This is a genomic window from Acinetobacter sp. RIT698 (genome assembly GCF_009668065.1).
In the GTDB taxonomy this organism is placed as follows: domain Bacteria; phylum Pseudomonadota; class Gammaproteobacteria; order Pseudomonadales; family Moraxellaceae; genus Acinetobacter; species Acinetobacter guillouiae.
In genome coordinates this window covers 32,521-53,254 of sequence record NZ_WJYH01000006.1, presented here as the reverse complement: position 1 = coordinate 53,254, position 20,734 = coordinate 32,521, and the positions used below count along the sequence as shown (strand labels likewise).

The 20,734-nt window shown below is 39.0% G+C and carries 17 protein-coding genes; 10 read left to right on the top strand and 7 right to left on the bottom strand.

Going from position 1 to position 20,734, the window contains the following annotated elements; all coding sequences use genetic code 11:
- Positions 1–467: 467 nt before the first annotated feature.
- The 3 genes from GJV03_RS04315 to trxA form a co-directional block, all read right to left on the bottom strand.
- Positions 468–722: a hypothetical protein gene (locus tag GJV03_RS04315; RefSeq protein WP_154129546.1), complete on the bottom strand. Its 255-nt coding sequence runs from the start codon at positions 720–722 to the stop codon at positions 468–470.
- 380 nt (positions 723–1,102) lie between these two features.
- Complete coding sequence (rho, locus tag GJV03_RS04310) at positions 1,103–2,371, bottom strand: transcription termination factor Rho (RefSeq protein ID WP_004723038.1); 1,269 nt, start codon at positions 2,369–2,371, stop codon at positions 1,103–1,105.
- A gap of 344 nt (positions 2,372–2,715) precedes the next feature.
- Positions 2,716–3,042 (bottom strand): thioredoxin, encoded by a 327-nt coding sequence (gene trxA, locus GJV03_RS04305; RefSeq protein ID WP_004723035.1) that lies wholly within the window; start codon positions 3,040–3,042, stop codon positions 2,716–2,718.
- 292 nt (positions 3,043–3,334) lie between these two features.
- Between trxA and ppx the strand changes: the two genes are divergently transcribed.
- The 6 genes from ppx to GJV03_RS04275 all read left to right on the top strand — a co-directional run bounded on the left by ppx (position 3,335) and on the right by GJV03_RS04275 (position 8,996).
- Positions 3,335–4,855 carry an exopolyphosphatase gene (ppx, locus tag GJV03_RS04300; RefSeq protein WP_151957192.1) on the top strand — a complete coding sequence of 507 codons (1,521 nt, stop codon included), beginning with the start codon at positions 3,335–3,337 and terminating at the stop codon, positions 4,853–4,855.
- 102 nt (positions 4,856–4,957) lie between these two features.
- A complete protein-coding gene (locus tag GJV03_RS04295) occupies positions 4,958–5,782 on the top strand; it encodes an acetyl-CoA carboxylase carboxyltransferase subunit alpha (protein WP_004819131.1) in 825 nt (274 codons plus the stop codon).
- Positions 5,719–7,098, top strand: coding sequence for a tRNA lysidine(34) synthetase TilS (gene tilS, locus GJV03_RS04290; RefSeq protein ID WP_154129545.1), 1,380 nt, complete (start codon positions 5,719–5,721; stop codon positions 7,096–7,098). The genes GJV03_RS04295 and tilS overlap by 64 nt, the downstream gene beginning before the upstream one ends.
- On the top strand, positions 7,095–7,925 hold the full coding sequence (gene proC / locus GJV03_RS04285) for a pyrroline-5-carboxylate reductase (RefSeq protein ID WP_154129544.1): 831 nt from the start codon (positions 7,095–7,097) through the stop codon (positions 7,923–7,925). Before tilS ends, proC begins: the two co-directional genes overlap by 4 nt.
- 26 nt (positions 7,926–7,951) lie before the next feature.
- A complete protein-coding gene (locus GJV03_RS04280; protein ID WP_004723028.1) occupies positions 7,952–8,521 on the top strand; it encodes a YggT family protein in 570 nt (189 codons plus the stop codon).
- Between the two features lie 112 nt (positions 8,522–8,633).
- On the top strand, positions 8,634–8,996 hold the full coding sequence (locus tag GJV03_RS04275; protein ID WP_154129543.1) for a hypothetical protein: 363 nt from the start codon (positions 8,634–8,636) through the stop codon (positions 8,994–8,996).
- 155 nt (positions 8,997–9,151) lie between these two features.
- Here the strand turns inward: GJV03_RS04275 and polA are convergent, their stop codons facing one another.
- Positions 9,152–11,914 (bottom strand): DNA polymerase I, encoded by a 2,763-nt coding sequence (gene polA, locus GJV03_RS04270; RefSeq protein ID WP_154129542.1) that lies wholly within the window; start codon positions 11,912–11,914, stop codon positions 9,152–9,154.
- 162 nt (positions 11,915–12,076) lie between these two features.
- Here polA and GJV03_RS04265 point away from each other — a divergent pair, with 162 nt between their 5' ends.
- On the top strand, positions 12,077–14,794 hold the full coding sequence (locus GJV03_RS04265) for a DUF2339 domain-containing protein (protein WP_154129541.1): 2,718 nt from the start codon (positions 12,077–12,079) through the stop codon (positions 14,792–14,794).
- Positions 14,795–14,894: 100 nt separating this feature from the next.
- Here GJV03_RS04265 and GJV03_RS04260 read toward each other — a convergent pair whose 3' ends face one another.
- Together GJV03_RS04260 and GJV03_RS04255 are read right to left on the bottom strand one after the other, a co-directional pair.
- The gene (locus GJV03_RS04260; RefSeq protein WP_004723023.1) at positions 14,895–16,070 is read right to left on the bottom strand and encodes a thiolase family protein; all 1,176 of its coding nucleotides are present in this window, start codon (positions 16,068–16,070) and stop codon (positions 14,895–14,897) included.
- A gap of 117 nt (positions 16,071–16,187) precedes the next feature.
- The gene (locus GJV03_RS04255; RefSeq protein WP_252720677.1) at positions 16,188–16,610 is read right to left on the bottom strand and encodes a GspH/FimT family protein; all 423 of its coding nucleotides are present in this window, start codon (positions 16,608–16,610) and stop codon (positions 16,188–16,190) included.
- A gap of 484 nt (positions 16,611–17,094) precedes the next feature.
- On the opposite strand from GJV03_RS04255, the gene omp38 reads away from it, so the two are divergent.
- The 3 genes from omp38 (at position 17,095) to GJV03_RS04240 (ending at position 19,305) form a co-directional block, all read left to right on the top strand.
- Positions 17,095–18,126, top strand: coding sequence for an outer membrane protein Omp38 (gene omp38, locus GJV03_RS04250; RefSeq protein ID WP_154129539.1), 1,032 nt, complete (start codon positions 17,095–17,097; stop codon positions 18,124–18,126).
- A 117-nt stretch (positions 18,127–18,243) separates the two neighbouring features.
- Entirely contained in the window at positions 18,244–18,699 is a 456-nt protein-coding gene (locus GJV03_RS04245) for an OmpA family protein (protein WP_154129538.1), read from the top strand.
- 75 nt (positions 18,700–18,774) lie between these two features.
- Positions 18,775–19,305: a cysteine peptidase family C39 domain-containing protein gene (locus GJV03_RS04240; RefSeq protein WP_154129537.1), complete on the top strand. Its 531-nt coding sequence runs from the start codon at positions 18,775–18,777 to the stop codon at positions 19,303–19,305.
- Between the two features lie 75 nt (positions 19,306–19,380).
- Here GJV03_RS04240 and GJV03_RS04235 read toward each other — a convergent pair whose 3' ends face one another.
- The gene (locus GJV03_RS04235) at positions 19,381–20,586 is read right to left on the bottom strand and encodes an RtcB family protein (RefSeq protein ID WP_154129536.1); all 1,206 of its coding nucleotides are present in this window, start codon (positions 20,584–20,586) and stop codon (positions 19,381–19,383) included.
- Between the last annotated feature and the right edge of the window lie 148 nt (positions 20,587–20,734).

Below are 20,734 nucleotides of genomic sequence, written 5' to 3'. Positions count from 1 at the left end.
TATTGCCAGAAATAAACATCATTTGGATTGGTATAAACCAACTTTGCTGAAATAACCGTGGCAAGGTCATATATTGATTTTTATCCTTGCATCAAAAGATCAAATGGTTTACCTAGATACGGTTTTAATTAACAATAGGGTAGGGAGAGATTTTGTAATTGTTGGATAAAAGTAAGGCTCTTATGCGGGATAAATTTATTTTGAGAAAATTCTCAGCATCTTTATAAAAATGCAAATAAGTAAACCTATTCTAGTGTTGGTTAAGATGATCTGAATACGCTTGCAATTTTAAAGGGCAATAACCAAAGTAGAATATAGTGGCGTGGTTTTGTACTTATTGGATCTAAAGGTTCTGTAGTGAAGGGCGATACAGCTTATTTATGATGATTTAAACTTTAAGATAAAAAGAAAGCAAAAAAAAGAGAACCTAAAAGGTTCTCTTTTCTTAATAATAATCTAAGCGATTATTAGTGAGCAGCTGAAGCAGCAGCAGAAGCATCTGCAGCAGCAGCATTAGAAGCAGCAGCAGTAGCGTCAGCAGCAGCATCAGTAGCAGATGCAGCAGCAGCGTCAACAGCAGCAGTAGCTTCAGAAGCAGCAGCTACAGCTTGAGAAGCAGCAGCGTTTGCATCAGCAGCAGCTTCTTCAGTTTTTTTAGCACAACCAACGAAAGCTAAAGTAGTAGCAACTGCAGCAGCAATAGCGATTTTTTTGAATAACATGGCATCACTCTCATAAATTTAATTGAGACAAAAAACCCAAGTTAGCCTGTTTTTTGCTTTTTGCATGGGCAGTCTAACTGGTATGCGAATATGCTATCACTGCGCATTTTGAATTGCTACTGTTTATCTTAAAAAAACCGACCAAATTGATGAAAAAATGATGTTTTTTTAACAGTATTTTACAATCAAGTTGCGTTTTTAGATTGGTTTATTGATAAATAAGTTATTAATAAATATAAAAAATATTGATGAATAATTTTTATATTCAAATATTTGCAATATCGTGTAACGTTGAAACTCGATGATTGTATATTTATGTAAATAATGTCAACCAAATAAAAAGGCTACTCTAAGAGTAGCCTTTTTAAGTGTTTATTGAATTAGTTGGCAGCTTTGCGCTTCATTTGATCAAAGAAATCATCATTTGTTTTGGTTTCTTTCATGCGATCCAACAAGAATTCCATCGCCACTAATTCATCCATAGGATGAAGAAGTTTACGAAGAATCCATACTTTACGTAGGTTTTCTTCGCTCATGAGACGCTCTTCACGACGCGTACCTGACTTTTTGATATTCATTGCTGGGAAGACGCGTTTTTCAGCAATACGGCGATCAAGGATGATTTCTTGGTTACCTGTACCTTTGAATTCTTCGTAGATCACTTCATCCATTTTACTGCCTGTTTCAATCAATGCAGTCGAAATAATGGTGAGAGAACCGCCTTCTTCGATATTACGTGCAGCACCAAAGAAACGTTTAGGGCGTTCTAAGGCATGTGCATCAACACCACCGGTAAGTACTTTGCCAGATGAAGGAACAACAGTGTTATAAGCACGGGCTAAACGCGTGATGGAGTCAAGTAAGATCACAACATCTTTTTTGTGCTCTACCAGACGTTTGGCTTTTTCAATCACCATTTCAGCAACTTGGACATGGCGAGCTGGAGATTCATCAAATGTTGATGCAACAACTTCACCACGCACAGTACGTTCCATTTCGGTCACTTCTTCAGGACGTTCGTCGATCAGAAGGACAATCAGGAAACATTCCGGATTGTTACGCACAATAGATTGGGCAATGTTCTGTAATAACATCGTTTTACCCGCTTTTGGCGGTGCTACGATAATTGAACGTTGGCCTTTACCGATGGGTGCAACCAAGTCCACGACACGCGCTGTCAAATCTTCAGAAGAACCATTACCCAGTTCCATAACCAATTGCTCAGTTGGGAAAAGTGGTGTGAGGTTTTCAAATAAAATTTTATTGCGTGAGTTTTCAGGGGTGTCATAGTTAATTTGATTAACTTTTAATAATGCAAAGTAACGTTCACCTTCTTTAGGTGGGCGAATCGTACCTGTAATCGTATCACCAGTTCGTAGATTAAAACGACGAATTTGTGAAGGACTAACATAGATATCATCCGGACCTGCAAGATAAGAACCTGCAGCGGAGCGTAAAAAGCCGAAACCATCAGACAAAATTTCAAGAACACCATCACCAAAAATTTCTTCGCCATTCATTGCATGGCGTTTGAGGATGGCAAAAATGATGTCTTGCTTACGGTTACGAGCCATTCCTTCAAGGCCCATAAACTCAGCAATTTTAATGAGTTCGCCGATCGGTTTTTTCTTGAGTTCAGTTAAATTCATAAATGGTCAGATTGAATAAGGATGTGTGGAACACAGATAAAGAGAAAAGAAGCAAAAGTCGCCAGCAGTGTAATAGGTGAGTTGAAATTGTATAGACACAAAAACAAACTCAGAATCTATGTAGTTCTTTCGAGGAGAAATATGTAAAACAATTTCTGTTGCCGAACGGCGATCTTATGTGTTGTCCTTTAAGAAACAGGAAGAGAATCCTAATGTTCCTTGAGCATGGAATATAAGTTAGATCAACAAGTTTGTCAAATTATAGTCGAAAAAAAATACGCTAGAAAATCAAGCGTATTTCTCATTTTCCTAGATTTATACAAAAAATGTATAAATTCAGCAAATTAAATATTTTCTTCAATAAATGCAGTTAGTTTAGATTTTGGCACTGCACCAATTTGTTGGGCAACAACTTCACCGTTTTTAAACATCAATAATGCTGGAATATTACGAATGTTGTAATTGACCGCAGTTGCTTCACACGCAGTTACATCAACTTTAACGATTTTAACTTTACCTTCAAATTCAGTTGAAAGTACTTCAAGCACTGGTGCAATCGCTTTACACGGTGCACACCAGCCTGCCCAGAAATCTACGATTACAGGGATATCAGATTGAAGTACATCTGCATCAAAGTTGTCATCAGTGGTATTTACGATATTGCCAGACATGGATTTTGCTCCAAAATATTTTAAAGATGAATCTATCTATGGATATAAGTATTACATAGTCATCTTTAACAATGTAGGGGGATACTTAAATTTTCATTCTAATTTGTGAGTTTGTCCAATTGATGCTCACGATATTTACAATCGGATCTTTAGAAAAACCAGTGAAACTGTCACATAATTGTCATATATGCTGAAAAAATAATGACTCATCAAATTGTCTAAATAAATGGCTTTTAAAAAGCGTGTATGTGAATTAATCTAAGCAGCAATTCAGTATGAGTTTGTATAAATAATGTCTGATTTTTTGATTGATGAAGAATTACTTGCTGCGATTGATATGGGGTCAAATAGTTTCCATTTGGCAATTGCTCGTGTGGATCATGGTGAAGTTAAGAAAGTTGCTTCTATGTCAGAAAAGGTTCAGCTTGCGGCTGGATTAGATGAAAATAAAAACTTAACTGAAGCTGCACAGCAACGAGGCTTGGCTTGCTTAGCGCGTTTTGTTGGGCGTTTAAGTTCAGTACAGCCGACTCGACTCAGAATTGTTGCGACAAATGCGCTGCGTCAAGCGAAAAATGGGCATGAATTTATTCAAAAAGCAGCGGAGATCTTGCCAAAACCCATTGAAATTATTGCGGGACGAGAAGAAGCCCGACTCATTTACTTGGGTGTTTCACATACCATGGCCAATAGTGGTCGACGTCTGGTGATCGATATTGGCGGTGGATCTACTGAACTGATTATTGGTGAAGAGTTCGAGCCTATTCATACCGAATCTTTACAAATGGGCTGTGTTGCCTTTACTAAAGCCTATTTTGCTGATGGTGATATTAACAACAAAGCTTTTGATAAAGCTGTGGTTGCTGCACGAAAAGAATTATCTTCGATTGCAAATACCTATAAAGCTGCTGGCTGGGATACTGTGGTGGGTTCTAGTGGAACCATCAAAGCGTGTCGCCAAATTGCAGTCAATATGGGCTGGAGTGATGAGCAAGAGAATCTGACCCGTGAAGGTTTAGAAAAATTAAAAGATAAGTTGCTGAAATTTAAAAATATTTCAGATATGGAATTTGATGGATTAAAAGAAGATCGCCGAGCAGTATTACCTGCGGGTTTAGCGATCCTTTATGCTGTGTTTGAAGTCTTGAATATTGATAAATTGGTGTATTCGGATGGGGCATTACGTGAAGGTGTAATGTATGACTTGCTCGGCCGTTTCCAACATGAAGATATTCGCGATCGTAGTGTACAGGCGATGATGGGACGCTATGGCGCAGATGCAAAACAGGCTGAGCGCGTGGTTGAAACAGCACAACATTTGTTTAATGCTGTGGCCAGCACGCTTAACTTAAACAGTGATGATAGTGATCTGTTGCGTCGAGCTGCTTATTTGCACGAGATCGGTTTAGCCATTAGTCATAGTGGTTATCAAAAGCACAGTGCTTACTTGTTACAACATTCAGACATCCCAGGTTTTTCACAAATTGATCAAAACCATTTGTCACATTTGGTCGCTCATCACCGTCGTAAATTACGCGTAGATGCCAAACTAGACGTGTTAAAAGTGGGCGGCAACAAGCTTGTGTACTTGTGCTTGTTGCTTCGTCTTGCCGTTTTACTAAATCATAGTCGTAGCGATGAGATGCTTCCTGCCATTGAATTGACGATAGAGAATGAGCAACAATGGCAACTCAGCGTTTCTGGTGATGCCAAACAATGGCCATTGCTGGTTGCAGATTTGCATGATGAGCAAGTGCAATTTAAGCATTGGGACATTGAATTGAATATTCAGTCGGAACAGTTTATCGATTAACTTAAAGGTTTGGTGATGATGGAATGATCAATCATTTCATATCACTTAAACCTAAACTTCCGATGCGTAATCCATCGGTGAATTAGGGATAATACTCGACTTATGAAAAATAAAGCTGCTCAATCTCAAGCTTGGAAAACGGTTCAAATTGCACGTCACCCTGAGCGTCCGCAATTTTTGGATTACGTAGGCGAAATCTTTACTGAATTTGATACCTTGCATGGTGATCGTCTATACGGTGATGATGGTGCAATGGTGGGTGGATTGGCCCGTTTTAACGGTCAGCCAGTAATGGTTGTGGGTCAACACCGTGGTCGTAGTACGCGTGAAAAATTACAGCATAACTTTGGGATGTGTAATCCTGAAGGATACAGAAAGTCTCAACGCTTACTGGATATGGCGGAACGCTTTAATCTTCCAGTGTTTACCTTTGTTGACACCATGGGAGCATACCCGGGTATTGGTGCTGAAGAGCGTGGTCAAGCAGAAGCAATTGCAACCAGCTTAGCGCAACTTTCAAGCCTTAAAGTCCCAGTCATTGCAACTGTTTTAGGTGAAGGTGGTTCTGGTGGTGCGTTGGGCATCGGTGTTGCAGATCGCGTTATTATGCTGTCACACAGTATTTACTCTGTGATTTCACCTGAAGGTTGTGCTTCTATTCTATGGAAAACTGCAGATAAAGCAGAACAAGCCAGTGAAGCACTTGCATTAACTGCTGACAAGCTCAAAGAAATTGGTATTGTTGAATATGTGGTTGATGAAGGCGAGGGTGCTCATTTACATCCTTTTGAGGTTATGGAAAAACTCAAGGATGTGTTAAAACAAGCGCTTGATGAATTACAGCCAATGACTGCGGAAGAACGATGCGAAGCACGTTATCAACGTTTAATGAAGTTTGGCAGCGACAATTTAGGTCTTGCTTCTTAAAACAGTATTCTCAATTTCCTGAAAATACCCGTTTCTTAATCGGATGTAGTGGTGGTATGGATTCCATGCTGTTGCTACATCTGATGGTACAACTTTTCCCCAAGCAAATTCGTGCAATTTATGTCAATCATCACCTGCAAAAAGTCAGTGATGCGTGGGCTGATTTTGTTGCTCAACAATGCACAGTGCTGAATATTCCTTATATTCTTCAGTCGGTTCAAGTCGCTCAAGGTAATCTTGAGAATCAAGCACGTCAAGCGCGTTATCAAGCCTATCTACAGCATATCGATGAAAATGAGGTATTGGTTCTTGCACATCATCAGCAAGATCAAGCTGAAACGTTAATGCTGCGTTTGCTATCAGGTGCGGGGGTTACAGGTCTATCTGCAATGCAATCCATCGATCAGCGCGATCAATTGCTGATTTGGCGGCCTTTACTCGATACTTCCCGTGAGCAGATTTGCCAATGGGTTGAGCAACTGAAAATCGATTATGTGGATGACCCTTCCAATTTAGATATACATTATGACCGTGCATGGTGTAGACATGAACTTTGGCATATTTTGCAAAGTCGTTATCCTAAAATGCAGCAAGCATTGGCACGTACCAGCTATTTAATGCAAGATGCTGATGAAATTCTCAATGAGGTGGTACAACAGGATTTAAGCTTTTGTGGTCATCCTGCACAATTGGATTTAGCCAAATTGGCCTCTCTTTCCCCTGCTAGACAGCGGCAACTTCTCTCTATGTGGATGAAAGGTGAGGGGACATATCGCCCAGCCTTGGACATGGTGCAAAGGCTGCAAGATGAAGTAATTGAGTCTAAAACAGATGCGCAAGCTGCTTTACATTGGAATCATTTTTATTATTTACGTTATCAAAATCAGTTGTATCGAATTGAACAAAACCAATATTTAGCATCAAAATCTAAACAATTGCCTCAAGAACAAGAAGTTCAATTTCAGCTTCATCAACAACTACAATTCACATCTGGTGTGTTTCAGATCGAAAGCTCTAAAATGGGTCTGGCTTTTGCATTATTCAATCATAAGCTAACATTAAAGCCGCGTTTGGGTGGTGAAAAAATTCATCTTTATGGCAGAGTCGGTGCTTGGCCTTTGAAAAAAGCCATTCAAGAAGCACATATTTTTCCGTGGATGCGTCATACAATTCAAATATTAAGTGTAGATAATGTTATGCTTGGGGTGTTTACACCAAATGGTTTTTGGTTGGCGCAATCTGAATATTGTGAAGTGGGTGGATGGCAACCAAATTTAATCTCTGAGTTAAAAACTAAGGTCGAGCGTGATTCATGAGTGCAGCGTTAAATTGTAATATTACTTTCATTGGTGGTGGGAATATGGCACAAGCCCTAATCGGTGGCTTGTTGAGTCGTGGATTACCTGCAACACGTATTACAGTTTCTGACCCCTTTGAAAATATTCGACAATTGCTACAAGAAAAAGATGTTCATGTGACTGATGATAATATCGCAGCAATTAAAAATGCCGATATTGTTGTTTTTGCTGTAAAACCTCAAGTTTTGGGTGGGGTGCTTAAACCTTTAAAAGGTTTACTCGAAGATAAATTATTGATTTCGATCGTTGCTGGTGCTGAAATTAAAACGATTTCAGACTTAACCGACAGTGAGCGTGTTGTTCGTGTTATGCCGAATACTCCTGCTTTGGTTCAAACTGGTGCACATGGTATGTTTGCGAAACCAGAGGTCAGTGCTAAAGACCGCGAATTGGCAACACAAGTACTTGCTGCGACAGGTTTAACGCTTTGGGTGAGTTCTGAAGCACAAATTGATGCTGTAACTGCTGTTTCTGGTTCAGGTCCTGCATATTTCTTCTATATGATGGAAAGCATGATTCGTGCTGGAAAAAATATGGGTTTAGATGAAAAGGTTGCGACTGCTTTAACGTTACAAACAGCACTTGGTGCAGCACAAATGGCAATTACCAGCTCAAATGCACCTTCAGAATTGCGTAAAAATGTGACTTCTCCAAACGGCACTACACAAGCTGCTTTAGAAGTATTTGATCGTGCTCAAATTTCTCAAAATATTCAGACAGCTTTAGCTGCTGCGCAGAAGCGTAGTCAGGAACTGGCTCAAGAATTAAGTGACAGCATTAAATAATTATTGATTTTTAGGAACGTTCCAGTATGGGTGCAAATTCTGCGCAAATTTTTGGCATTATTATTAACGTAGCGATTTTGCTCGTATTCTTTCGTTTTTTAATGCAATTGGCCATGGTGAGTCCATACAATCCAGTGGTGATGTCGACAGTTAAAGCGACAAAAATCGTGGATATGTTTGGGCGAATTTTTCCGCCTTTGGCAAAAGGGCGAGTAAATACAGCTGCATTGGTTTTGCTGGTGGTGTTATATCTGCTTAAAATTTTTGGAATGATGTACTTGCAAGGTGCAATACCCAATAGTCCTGTACATTTGATCATTTTAACTTTTGTGACCATGATCCAAGATTTGATTCGTTTTTGTCGCTATTTAATTTTTGCGACCATTATTCTCAGTTGGGTGGTGATGTTTACTCAGTCGAGATCACCTTATATTGAAGTCATTCAAGAGCTTGCTGAACCGTTATTGGCGCCGTTCCGCCGTATCATGCCAAATATGGGAATGATTGATCTTTCTCCAATTTTAGCGATTTTGGCATTGATCATTGCTGAAAAAGTTATGGATTATGCTGCGATTGCATTGCTAACAGGTCTTTAATTCACCAGTTTAAATAGCAAAAGGACTCAATAGAGTCCTTTTTTTATGAGATAAAGCAGATGGTGATCTAAGTGGGTTATTCGTAAACTTTAAATAGTAAAAATAGAATCATATGAAAATTGAAACCAATAATGTAAATGCAGAGTTTTATTTGGCTTCACTCGCTTTGGGTATTTTAGAGGCAATGAAACTAGAGGCTGTTCAGCCAGAAACAGGGATATGGTCATTAGGAAGATTACAAGGTTTACATCAGTTTGAGCATTCATTAGTTCTTTCTGAAGATTTGAAGTATGTGATTGGTTGTTTTGATGAAATTGATGTGTGGTCGAGTTTAGATACTAAAAATGGTTTAGAAAAACAACAAGCCATGATTGAAGAGTTAAAGGTGCTATGTCTGAATGTTTTAAGAAATTTAAGCTACAAAGAAATGAGTTTAACAATCAAATTATCAATGGAAGAGCATGATTTAGATTAGAGTTTTTGATAATTCAGCTATATTTATGGCAAATATATTGGATATTTAAATAGAGTGATTTGAAAAATATTAGTATTTAGTTAGGATGACAGATGTTTAAAAAATATCTATCATCCTAAGTTTCTTCCTAGACGGGCAGGGAACGTTTCAAAGGCTTAATGTGCTTCACCCCAATTCTTACCTTGACCGACTTCAACAACTAAAGGTACTGATAAGGTGACGACTTTTTGCATTACATCTTTAATCTGTGCAGCCAATTGATCTGCAATAGCTTCATCAACTTCAAATACCAATTCATCGTGTACTTGTAGTAAAAGTTTGGCCTGATCTTGGGGGAGGATTTTATTGACTTCAATCATCGCCATTTTAATGATTTCAGCCGCAGAGCCTTGGAGTGGGGCATTAATCGCAGCACGTTCCGCACCTTTACGTACCATCATATTTCGGGCATCAATATCTGGTGTATATAAGCGACGACCTGTAATGGTTTCTACAAAACCTTGTTCCAATGCCACTTGGCGGGTACGTTGCATATACTCATAAATACCCGGATAACGGTGGAAGTATTGCTTAATATAGTTTTGCGATTCTTCACGAGTAAAGCCCAGTTGACGAATCAAACCAAACTCAGACATGCCGTACAATAAACCAAAGTTAACGGCTTTGGCTTGGCGGCGTTGATCAGAGGTTACATTTTCCAGCGCGACACCCAAGACCTCGGATGCTGTACGACGGTGTACATCTTGCCCATTTTGAAAGGCATCAACCAAAGCATCATCTTGTGAGAAATGCGCCATTAACCGTAATTCAATTTGTGAATAATCGGCTGCCAAAAGTACACGCCCTTGAGGTGCAATAAAGGCTTTACGAATCTGACGACCAATTTCTTCACGTATCGGAATGTTCTGTAGATTTGGATCGGTTGAAGACAAGCGTCCCGTTGCTGTTAAGGCTTGATGGTAACTGGTATGTACGCGATGGGTATCGGGATTGGCTTGTTTGACTAAGGCTTCAGTATAGGTACTTCTAAGCTTGGTTAAACCACGATACTCAATGATCAGTTCAGTAATTGGATGATCGATTTTTTCTAAAACCGCTTCAGAGGTACTGTATTGTCCCGTTGCAGTTTTTTTGCCACCTTTTAAACCTAATTTTTCAAATAAAACTTCACCGACTTGTTTGGGTGAACCGACATTAAAAGATTCGCCAGCGATTTCGATAATTTGATTTTCAAGATTTTGAATGGTATTGGCAAAGTCCACACTGAGCTGATCCAAGAAGCTTAGATCAAGCTCAATCCCATTTTCTTCCATGGTCGCCAAAACACTGGCTACTGGCATTTCAATGTGATGTAAGATATTGATCAGTTCAGGAATTTCTTTCAGCTTACGTTCTAAAACTTCATAAAGACGATAAGTGACATGCGCATCTTCTGCGGCATAATGTCCAGCGGTTTCAATCTCGATTTGATTAAAGGTCTTTTGTTTTGCACCTTTACCAGCAACTTGTTCAAAAGTCGTGGTCAAATGGCTCAGGTAAACGCGCGCAACATCATCCATACCATGGCGTGTTGTCACTGCATTCAAGACATAAGAGGCCAGCATGGTATCAAAATACCAGCCGTGTAAATGGATACCGTGATTTTCAAAAATATGTGCATCATATTTTAAATGATGTCCAATTTTTTCAACACTTGGATCTTCAAGAATCGGTTTGATTTGCTGAATAATCGCATCGCGATTGAGTTGCTCAGGTGCACCTTCATAATCATGTGCCAAAGGGATGTAATAAGCATCATTGGCATCAAAAGCCACTGAAAAACCGACCATTTCAGCGATACGGTAATCTAAACTTGTGGTTTCAGTGTCAATTGCAAAACGTTTTTCTGTGCTTAAGCGCTGGAAGAGCTTATCCCATGCTTCTTGACTTAAAACAGTATGATAAGTGGCTTCACCAAGACGGTCATCAACACTCGAACTTGTTGCTTGATCTGTAATTTCACTTTCAACAGGCTGCTCAGTTTTGCCAATACTTTGTGTTGTTTGTTTATAGGCTGGGCTATTGGGATTGTTTGGATGATCTAGCGATTGTAATTGATTACGGAATTCAAGTTCAGTATACAAGTTGCGTAATGCTTCAACATCAGGTTCACACAGCTTTAAATCATCATATGTCAAGCTTAAATCGAGATCGATAACAATACTTGCCAATTGATGATCAAGTGCAATCCCTTCAACATTGTCTTTTAAACTTTGTCCAACTTTACCTTTGATATTGTCAACATTTTCTAAAATGCCAGCAATCGTACCATATTCATTTAACAGCTTAGCAGCCGTTTTTGCACCAACACCAGGTACACCACGAATACCATCAGAGGCATCACCCATCAAGGTTAAATAATCAATAATTTGATCTGGACGGACGCCAAATTTTTCGATTACACCATCGACATCCATCGGTTTGTCTTTAAAACTGTCTTCGAGGGTCACTTTATCCGTGACCAACTGCGCCATGTCTTTATCACCCGTAGAAATCAAAACTTGATGACCGGCTTTTTCAGCACGTTTTGCCAAGGTTCCAATGATGTCATCCGCTTCAGCACCCGGAAGCGTATGTAATGGAATACCTAAAGCACGAATCAAGGCATGCAAATAAGGGATTTGTTGAGATAATTCTTCTGGCATGCTTGGGCGGTCACCTTTATATATCGGTGACAGTACATGGCGGAAAGTGGGTTCAGGTGTGTCAAAAATAACCGCCATATGTGTTGGTTGCACACGACGCATCAGTTTTTGAATTGCAGAAATTGCCCCGCGAATCGCATTGGTCTGTAATCCAGTTGATGTGGTTAAAGGTGGGAGTGCATGAAAAGCACGAAATAAAAAGTATGACCCATCGACCAATACAAATGGTGGCATTGATATTTTCCTAATTCAAATAACCGCTTTATTGTACGTGATTTTTTGCGCTTGCGAAGATGCAACAGTCATCCTTGTGTTACTGAATATCTGATGAATTCACATAATCATCAGGCAAGGCTGTTGTATCATCGAGTTACTCAGGATCGAGAAAGATGAAATATGCTCAAAGGGCAGAGTGAAATTCGCATCATTTGGTTAATGATGCTGATCATTATCGCAGTCAGTGCATGGTTTTTGGATGCACGGATATTGACCTACATCTGTGGTTTGGCATTTGTCATGAGTGTGATGCAGTATGTGGATGCGATTCAAGATCCATTGCAACAGATCGCGCAACAGACACGTGTTCCACTGCAAAGCACCTCGAAAGTGCCATTATATGTCTCTTCGATTATTGCTGTTGTAGGTTTAACACTGCATTTGAGCTGGATGGTGGGTTTAGGTCTAACTGCTTGGATTTTCTTTTTCTTACGCTGGTTGCGCCGTTTAGAGCGCTATTTGAGCCAAGTTCAATTGCAAATTCAACACTTGAATTTGTCAGAACAACAATCTCCAGATTTAAAGCATCCATCATCTATTCAACAAAACATCGGCACGTCACAAGATTCATCGCTGAACTTAATGGGGCAAATTCGCCAATGGATTTTTCAAGGCAATCCTGTTTTGAAAGTTGCAATCTTGGTTTTGGTGATTGGTATTGTGTTATTGCTGCGTTTTGCGACAGAGCATTGGCAATTAAGTTTAGCGGTCAAACTTTCAATCGTTGCCTTGTCTAGTGGTGCAATCACCGCGTTGGGTGTGTTGCTACAAAATAAAAATCGTAGTTTTGCCTTAGCAATAGAGGGCTTGGGGCTGGCAGGATTATTTTTAACCTTATTCTTTGCCTACTACAATCAGGTGATTCCGAGTCTTTATCTAGCAAGTTTGTGTTTTGCTGTAATCATGGCACTGACACTGAGTTTAAGTTTAAAGCAGCAAAGCGTGGAATTGGCATTGATGGCAGTGCTTATTGCTTATATTGCGCCATTTACGTTACCTGTGCGAAATGCAACGGTAGCAGAACTGATGGCTTATTATTTAGTGATTAACATTGCGATTGCTGTACTGAGTACCTTAAGACCTTGGAAATATTTAAATCAGATCGGATTTTTAGTGACTGTAATCATTGGTGGTGGTTATGCGTTCTATCATGGCTATAGTCAAGAAAAACAATCACTCACGATACTTATTCTTGCACATCTTGCAGTATTCATTTGGCTTGGTTTTCGATTCAGTCAATTGATCGCCAAACAGGATCTTGAGCAATTTAAACTTAAACCCAGTTTAGATGTTGCGTTGATTTTTGGCGCACCGATTATTGGCTATTTATTTTTATATTTAATGTATTTTCACCAAGAACTGATTCTTGCTGGTTTTAGCCTTGGTTTTGCTGTGGTGTTTGCTGGGATTTATCAGCTTTCAAAACGTAATCAATCTATTCAACTGATTTCTCAAAGTTATTTTAGTTTGGCATTGATCTTTCTTGCTTTAATTCCACCGATTCTTCTGCATGGTCAGTGGAGTGTGGTGGGTTGGGCTGTTGAAGGTCTCTGTATTTTTGGCTTTGCTTTATATCGACAATCGGTGATCAGTCGTTATATGGCGATTGCCTTGTTGATTGTTGCAGGCTGTTCAAGCCTTTATTACTTGTTTGAATTGCCTGATTTTCCAACCACGATGTATTGGTACTTATGTTTAAGCTATATCGCCGTGGTGTTATTGGCAAATAGCCGTGATGATTTTCGCAAACAGATCAGTTCAGTAACGACCTTGTTTTTAAGCCTACTGATGATTTCTGCAACCACGATGATTCTTGCATTATTGCTTGATCTCTTAGAGGGAGAGAATCGATATATATACAGTGTATTGATTGTGGTTATTGCTTATCTGTTGATGAATGAATTGATGTTATGGCTAAAGGCCAGATCAACATGGTTGATTCCAAAATGGATTGGGGTAATTCCCGTCTATGTATTTACACTCATTTTATTGCTGGATATTAGTAAAAATGGCATGTTGCTATGGACCAGTGATATTGACCGATGGGGTATCGCAGTTTCAGGTTTAGTGCTAGCGACAGTCTGGTTAAGACCTTCAAAAGGGCTACAGTTTGAAAGTGAATGGCTCAGTTTAGGTGTTTTAATCAGTTTAAGTCTAAGCAGTCTTAGCTTAATTGCAACGATGCCTTATATCAGCATGGTCATTTTACCTTTAGTGTTTTGTGGATGGTGCTTCTTTCAGAAAAACTCAGAATGGACAATGTTTTGGCAAACGCGCAGCAGTTTGTTACTGATGTTGATTTGGATGATTTGTTCTCAGCTATTTTCACAGCAAGCATTTCAAGGATATTTATTACCAATCTTAAATCCCTTTGATTTGGTTAGTATCGCCATGTTAATTGGTTTTTTCTGGATGCTGAACCTTCAATTTAAACAAGCTTTGAAGCCGGGAATCGACCATGGAATACTTGCAGTACTATGTGTTTTAAGTTTGTTATGGCTGAGTAGCTATATCGTTCTAAGAGCCTTACATGTGTATTTTGCTACACCTTATAACCAACTGAGTCTTTGGCAAGATGCCACTGCTCAACTGAGTCTAACCTTGCTTTGGGTAAGCTTAGCCTTTATTGCGATGAGCTTTGCTAGCCGTAAATTATTACGTCCTTTATGGATTTTAGGGGGAAGCATTTTGGTGATTGTCACCTTAAAATTGGTACTGTTTGATTTATCTCATATTGGAACGTTAACGCGCGTGATTTCTTTCTTGGGTGCGGGTTTTGTGATGCTGATTATTGCCTATATTGCCCCGATTCCAGAGCAGAACAATTTAAATCCTTAATTATGAATTGAGCGATATTTAAGTTGTTCAGGTGAAAGCAAAATAAAAGAGGCGTCTACCATGTAATAGATGCCTCTTTTTAATTCAAGGATTGAGGTGCTTAAAGAATTTCAATCGCTACAGCAGTCGCCTCACCACCACCAATACAAAGGGCAGCAATACCTTTTTTACCACCAGTACGTTTTAACGCATGAATCAAGGTCAGGATGATGCGTGAACCTGTAGAACCAACAGGATGGCCGAGGGCACATGCACCACCATGAATATTGACTTTTTCAGCGTCCAATTTAAATTCATCGATAGGGCACATGGTAACCATAGCAAATGCTTCATTGATTTCCCATAAGTCAACATCTTGAACATCCCAACCGGTTTTATTCAGTACCTTTTGGATTGCACCTACTGGGGCAATGGTAAATTCAGAGGGATGTTGTGAGTTTGAAGCATAGGCAACAATTTTTGCTAAAGGTTGAAGCCCTTTTGCTGCAGCATGATCCGCAGAGGTTAAAACCAGCGCAGATGCACCATCTGAAATTGAACTGGCATTGGCTGCCGTGATTGTTCCATCTTTGGCAAACGCAGGGCGCAAGCTAGGAATTTTGTCGATATTGGCATTAAATGGTTGTTCATCTTGATCTATAACAACATCGCCTTTACGGCTTGAAACTGTGACAGAAACGATTTCATCTTTAAACCAACCTTCAGTAATAGCTTTTTGTGCACGTTGTAAAGAACGAATCGCAAAATCATCCATCTGTTGGCGTGTATAGCCTTTGCTATTTGCCATATCTTGGGCAAAAGAACCCATTAAACGACCTGTTTCAGCATCTTCTAGGCCATCAAAGAACATATGATCTTTTACTTCGCCATGGCCCATGCGATATCCGCTACGTGCTTTTGGCAAAAGATAAGGTGCGTTGGTCATCGATTCCATACCGCCAGCAACAATCACATCTGCTGAACCTGCTTTGATTGCATCCGCAGCCTGCATAACTGCTTTCATGCCTGAACCACACAATTTGTTAATAGTTACAGCACCGGTTGAATCAGGTAAGCCAGCTTTGCGCATCGCTTGGCGGGCCGGGCCTTGTTTTAAACCCGCAGGTAAAACACATCCCATAATGACTTCTTGTACATCATTTGGTTGTAAGCCAGCACGGGCAATGGCTTCTTTAATCGTCGCAGCACCTAGTTCTGGCGCAGTCAAACTGGTCAGGCTTCCTTGAAAACCACCCATAGCTGTACGCGCACCATTCACAATTACGATGTCAGTCATTGTTTTAATCTCCAAATGATTATTCTGTGAATATATCCAAAACTTAAGCAGTATATAAAAAATAGTATAAGAATAAAGTCTAGCGATTGAATATATGCTGACCGTAGAGAACAGTTTTTAACATTCAGGTGGTGGCCCTAAATTTATTGCTCCCATTCGTCCGATTTTGTAGCGCTTATTATTTGCCTCATCATATTGGCTACAATAATAGAAGCTTCCAGGTGAACCTCTGGGCAAACCTGTATCACCTTGTAAAGTCAATACATCTCTACTGCTGGCACTTCCGACCCACGTCAGCTTGCCATATTTAATTTTATTTTCAGTTTTGAGGAGTATGTGATCTTCAGCATCGACTTGTTTGTTTTTATTTTTATCTGTAAAAATAAGTAATCCTTTGTTCCATTTGTCTTTTTCACATCGAATTAAATCTTCGGATGAACAAATGACCACAGTAGTATGTCGGACTAAAGCTTGACTTCTTGCATAAGAAACATGCTGTTGGATACCTGAAGATATGATTCTAATCTCTTGTTTTTGCATCCAATTATGATAGTGAGGCAAACAGATTAGGCTGATAATTGTAAGGATACAAATAGTGGTGATAAGCTCGAACAAGGTTAGGCCTTGCTCTTTACAATAAAAATACATCTTAAGGTCTTCTGTTAAGTCTTGTTTTTTATTTGAAAAATAATGATTTTTCTATTAAATTTAATTGAAATGTTAACGTAGTAAAATATTTATTACTATCAGTTTCTTTTACTGCTAAAATGCACGTAGCAAAAAGATAAGCGATCCACGCAAAAAAATTGAGTAAAATGTTACCGAATTACAACGGAAATTGTAAGTAATTTTGTCAATAATTTACTTGATTAAAGTTATCAAGCACTTGGAAAAAGCCTCAAGTGTTTGTATGATTCAACGTGAGTAGCTTAAAAATAATACTGGGGTATTAAAATTTATCTCAGGATAGCCAATAAATTTTAGGCTAAGCTTGAACAACAATTGTTATCTCTGGAGGATATCCATGAAATTGAGTCGTATCGCACTTGCTATGCTTGTTGCCGCTCCATTCGCTGCTGCTAATGCTGGTGTAACTGTTACACCTTTACTACTTGGTTACACTTTCCAAGACACTCAACACAACAATGGTGGTGATAAAGGCGAGTTAACTAACGGTCCTGAATTACAAGACGATTTATTCGTTGGTGCTGCACTTGGTGTAGAACTTACTCCATGGTTAGGTTTTGAAGCTGAATATAACCAAGTTAAAGGTGATCTTGACGGTACTGGCGTAGCTGGTTCTGAATACAAGCAAACTCAAATCAACGGTAACTTTTATGCTACTTCTGATTTGATCACTAAAAACTATGACAGCAAAATCAAACCGTATGTATTGTTAGGTGCTGGTCATTACAAGTACAAACTTGATGACATGTCTTACCATAACAACGAAGAAGGTACTTTAGGTAATGCTGGTGTTGGTGCTTTCTGGCGCTTAAACGATGCTTTATCTCTTCGTACTGAAGCTCGTGGTACTTATAACTTTGACGAAAAATTCTGGAACTATACTGCTCTTGCAGGTCTTAACGTAGTTCTTGGCGGTCACTTGAAGCCTGCTGCTCCTGTAGTAGAAGTTGCTCCAGTGGTTCCAGTTGCTCCAACTCCAGTTGAACCAGCTCCACAAGTTCTTACTGAAGATTTGAACATGGAACTTCGTGTGTTCTTTGATACAAACAAATCAAACATCAAAGATCAATACAAGCCAGAAGTTGCTAAAGTTGCTGATGCGTTAACTACATTCCCGAATGCGACTGCTCGTATTGAAGGTCATACAGATAACACTGGTCCACGTAAGTTAAACGAACGTTTATCTTTAGCTCGTGCTAACTCTGTTAAATCTGCGCTTGTAAGCGAGTACAACATTGATGCATCTCGTTTGTCTACTCAAGGTTTCGCTTGGGATCAACCGATTGCTGACAACAAAACTAAAGAAGGTCGTGCTATGAACCGTCGTGTATTCGCGACAATCACTGGTAGCCGTACTGTAACTAAATAATCCTTTATTTAGTGAATAAAAAAGCGACTCAATTGAGTCGCTTTTTTATTTAAAGTACTTATAATTATAGAATATCTAAATAAAATTGAATCAGAAATTAATAATTACAGGTTAAAGATGAAATATATTATTTTAGGACTGGTACTCATGGCATTAAATGCCTGTACGTCGACACCAATAAATTCAAATCGTATTTCAATCCAAAAACAGTATCCAAATGAAGTGAAGTCATTGAAAAATGGGCTGTCCATATATTTTCAACCGAAATCAACAGACATTGAAGCTGAGTATAAACCTGCTTTATCTGTTGCTTCACAATTATTGAAAGACAATAAAAATTTTGTTCTCTACATTGAAGGCCATACAGACAGTACTGGCTCTTTGGCAGCAAATAATAAAGTATCGTTAACGCGCGCAAATATTGTCAAAGATTTTCTCTTAAATGAATATCAAGTCAATCCAGAACAATTGATTACGCTCGGTTTAGGACCAACCAAGCCAATTGCTGATAATAAAACAGCTGAGGGACGAGTGAAAAATCGACGAGTAACGGTGACTTTAAAAATTAAGTAATTTCGATAAAGCCTCTCAATTTGATCTTACAGCGTTATAATTGTTGATTGTGATTTCTACAAGTTTGAAAATTGAATGAGTGTGCAACTGCCTAAAGCCTTATTAGACCTAGAATCAAATTGCGGTATTTTTGCTGTTTGGATGTTATTGCAAAATTACTCAATTCAGTTAGATATTCAACAACTGGTTAAACTTTGTCATCACGATGCAGAGGATGGTACTTTTACGATTGGCCTAGCCGTTGGATTAAAAAAATTAGGTTTTGATCTGTGTTTTTATACAGATGAAGACTCAAATATTCATGAAAAAGAAATCGTCCGTTATCAAGATGCGAAGAAGTTAGGGTTGCAGATTAGTCCAGCGCTAAGCTATCAAGAAATTCAAGCCTATATTGAACAAGGGTGCAATATCATTGTTTTTTATGACACTTTAGAAGGTGTTGGAAATCATTCGTTGGTTTATTCGATAAATGATCAGGAGATTTGTTTCTATGATAATTTTGAAGCTATGCCGAAAGTTGTCTTTGAACAACAACGTTTAGCTGAAGGAATTTGTCAGCAAGTTATTGTGATTCGTGAATATTGTCCTGCGATTCGATATTGTTAATTCAATTGCAAATGTGAATCTCAGTAAATCGAAATTTACTGAGATTCATGATAAAAATTAAGGGCTATTTCGGCTTTAGCCTTTAATACACAATACTTGTTTCAGTGTATGGACCACATCAATCAAATCATTTTGATTGGCCATAACTTGATGAATATCCTTGTAGGCACTTGGAATCTCATCAACCACACCTTTATCTTTGCGGCACTCAATGCCTACTGTTTGTGCAATCAAATCTTGCTGATTAAACAAATGCTTGGCTTTAGAACGACTCATTTTACGTCCTGCACCATGTGAGCATGAACAAAAAGAATCTGGATTACCTTTACCTTTAACGATAAAAGATTGCGCGCCCATTGAACCGGGGATAATCCCATATTCATCGAGCCCTGCACGAATTGCACCTTTACGTGTAACAAAGACGTCTTCACCAAAGTGAAGTTCTTTCTGTACGTAATTATGATGACAATTAATCGCTTCTTTGGTCATTTGAAAACTTGGTAATAAAGGGCGAATTGCTTCTAAAATTAAACGCATCATTTCTCGTCGGTTTTCAAAAGCATATTCTTGTGCCCATTCTACAGCTTCAACATAATCATCGAAATTCGTCGATCCTTCTGCAAAGTAGCTCAAGTCTTTATCAGGCACGTGACCAAAACGATGTTGTGCTTCTTTCTTGGCACGTTCAATAAAGTAAGTGCCAATCACATTACCTAAGCCACGGCTACCTGAATGCAGCATGACCCAGATATCATCATTTTCATCAATACACAGTTCAATAAAGTGATTACCACCACCTAAAGTCCCGAGTTGCTTTTGCCATGTAACATCAAAACTACGTAACATGCGTTTTAAAGCAGGGTGTTTTTCTGTAATACGCTGGAGTTTTTTATCTAAGGGCGAAAGGGTTGAAGCCTTTGCTTTGATTTGTTTGTGCATTTCAAAGCCGACAGGTACTTTTCTTTCAATGGCATTGCGTAAAGTGCTTAAGTTATCGGGCAGTTGAAATGCTTTTAGACTAAGTCTTAATGCATTCATACCACAACCGATATCCACGCCAACCGCAGCAGGAATGATGGCATTTTTGGTGGGAATAACACTTCCCACGGTTGCGCCTTTACCCAAATGTACATCTGGCATGACTGCGATATGTGAATGAATAAATTGCAATTGTGCCATTTTTCGCAGTTGCGTTAGGCTTTCCTCATCCACATCTTTTGTATAAATTTTTACAGGAACACCATATTCTGCTTTGGCGTTTAAAATCATTTGTATGCTCATTTTTTTTCTCGAAGCAAATTTTTTTATTGTCCGAAGGCGGTTACAACACTATTGTCAAAGCAATGATCGATTCAAATTTTAAAGACAATAAAAAACCTAGCGAATGCTAGGTTTGACTGACATTCGGACACTTTGATTAATTCAGTGC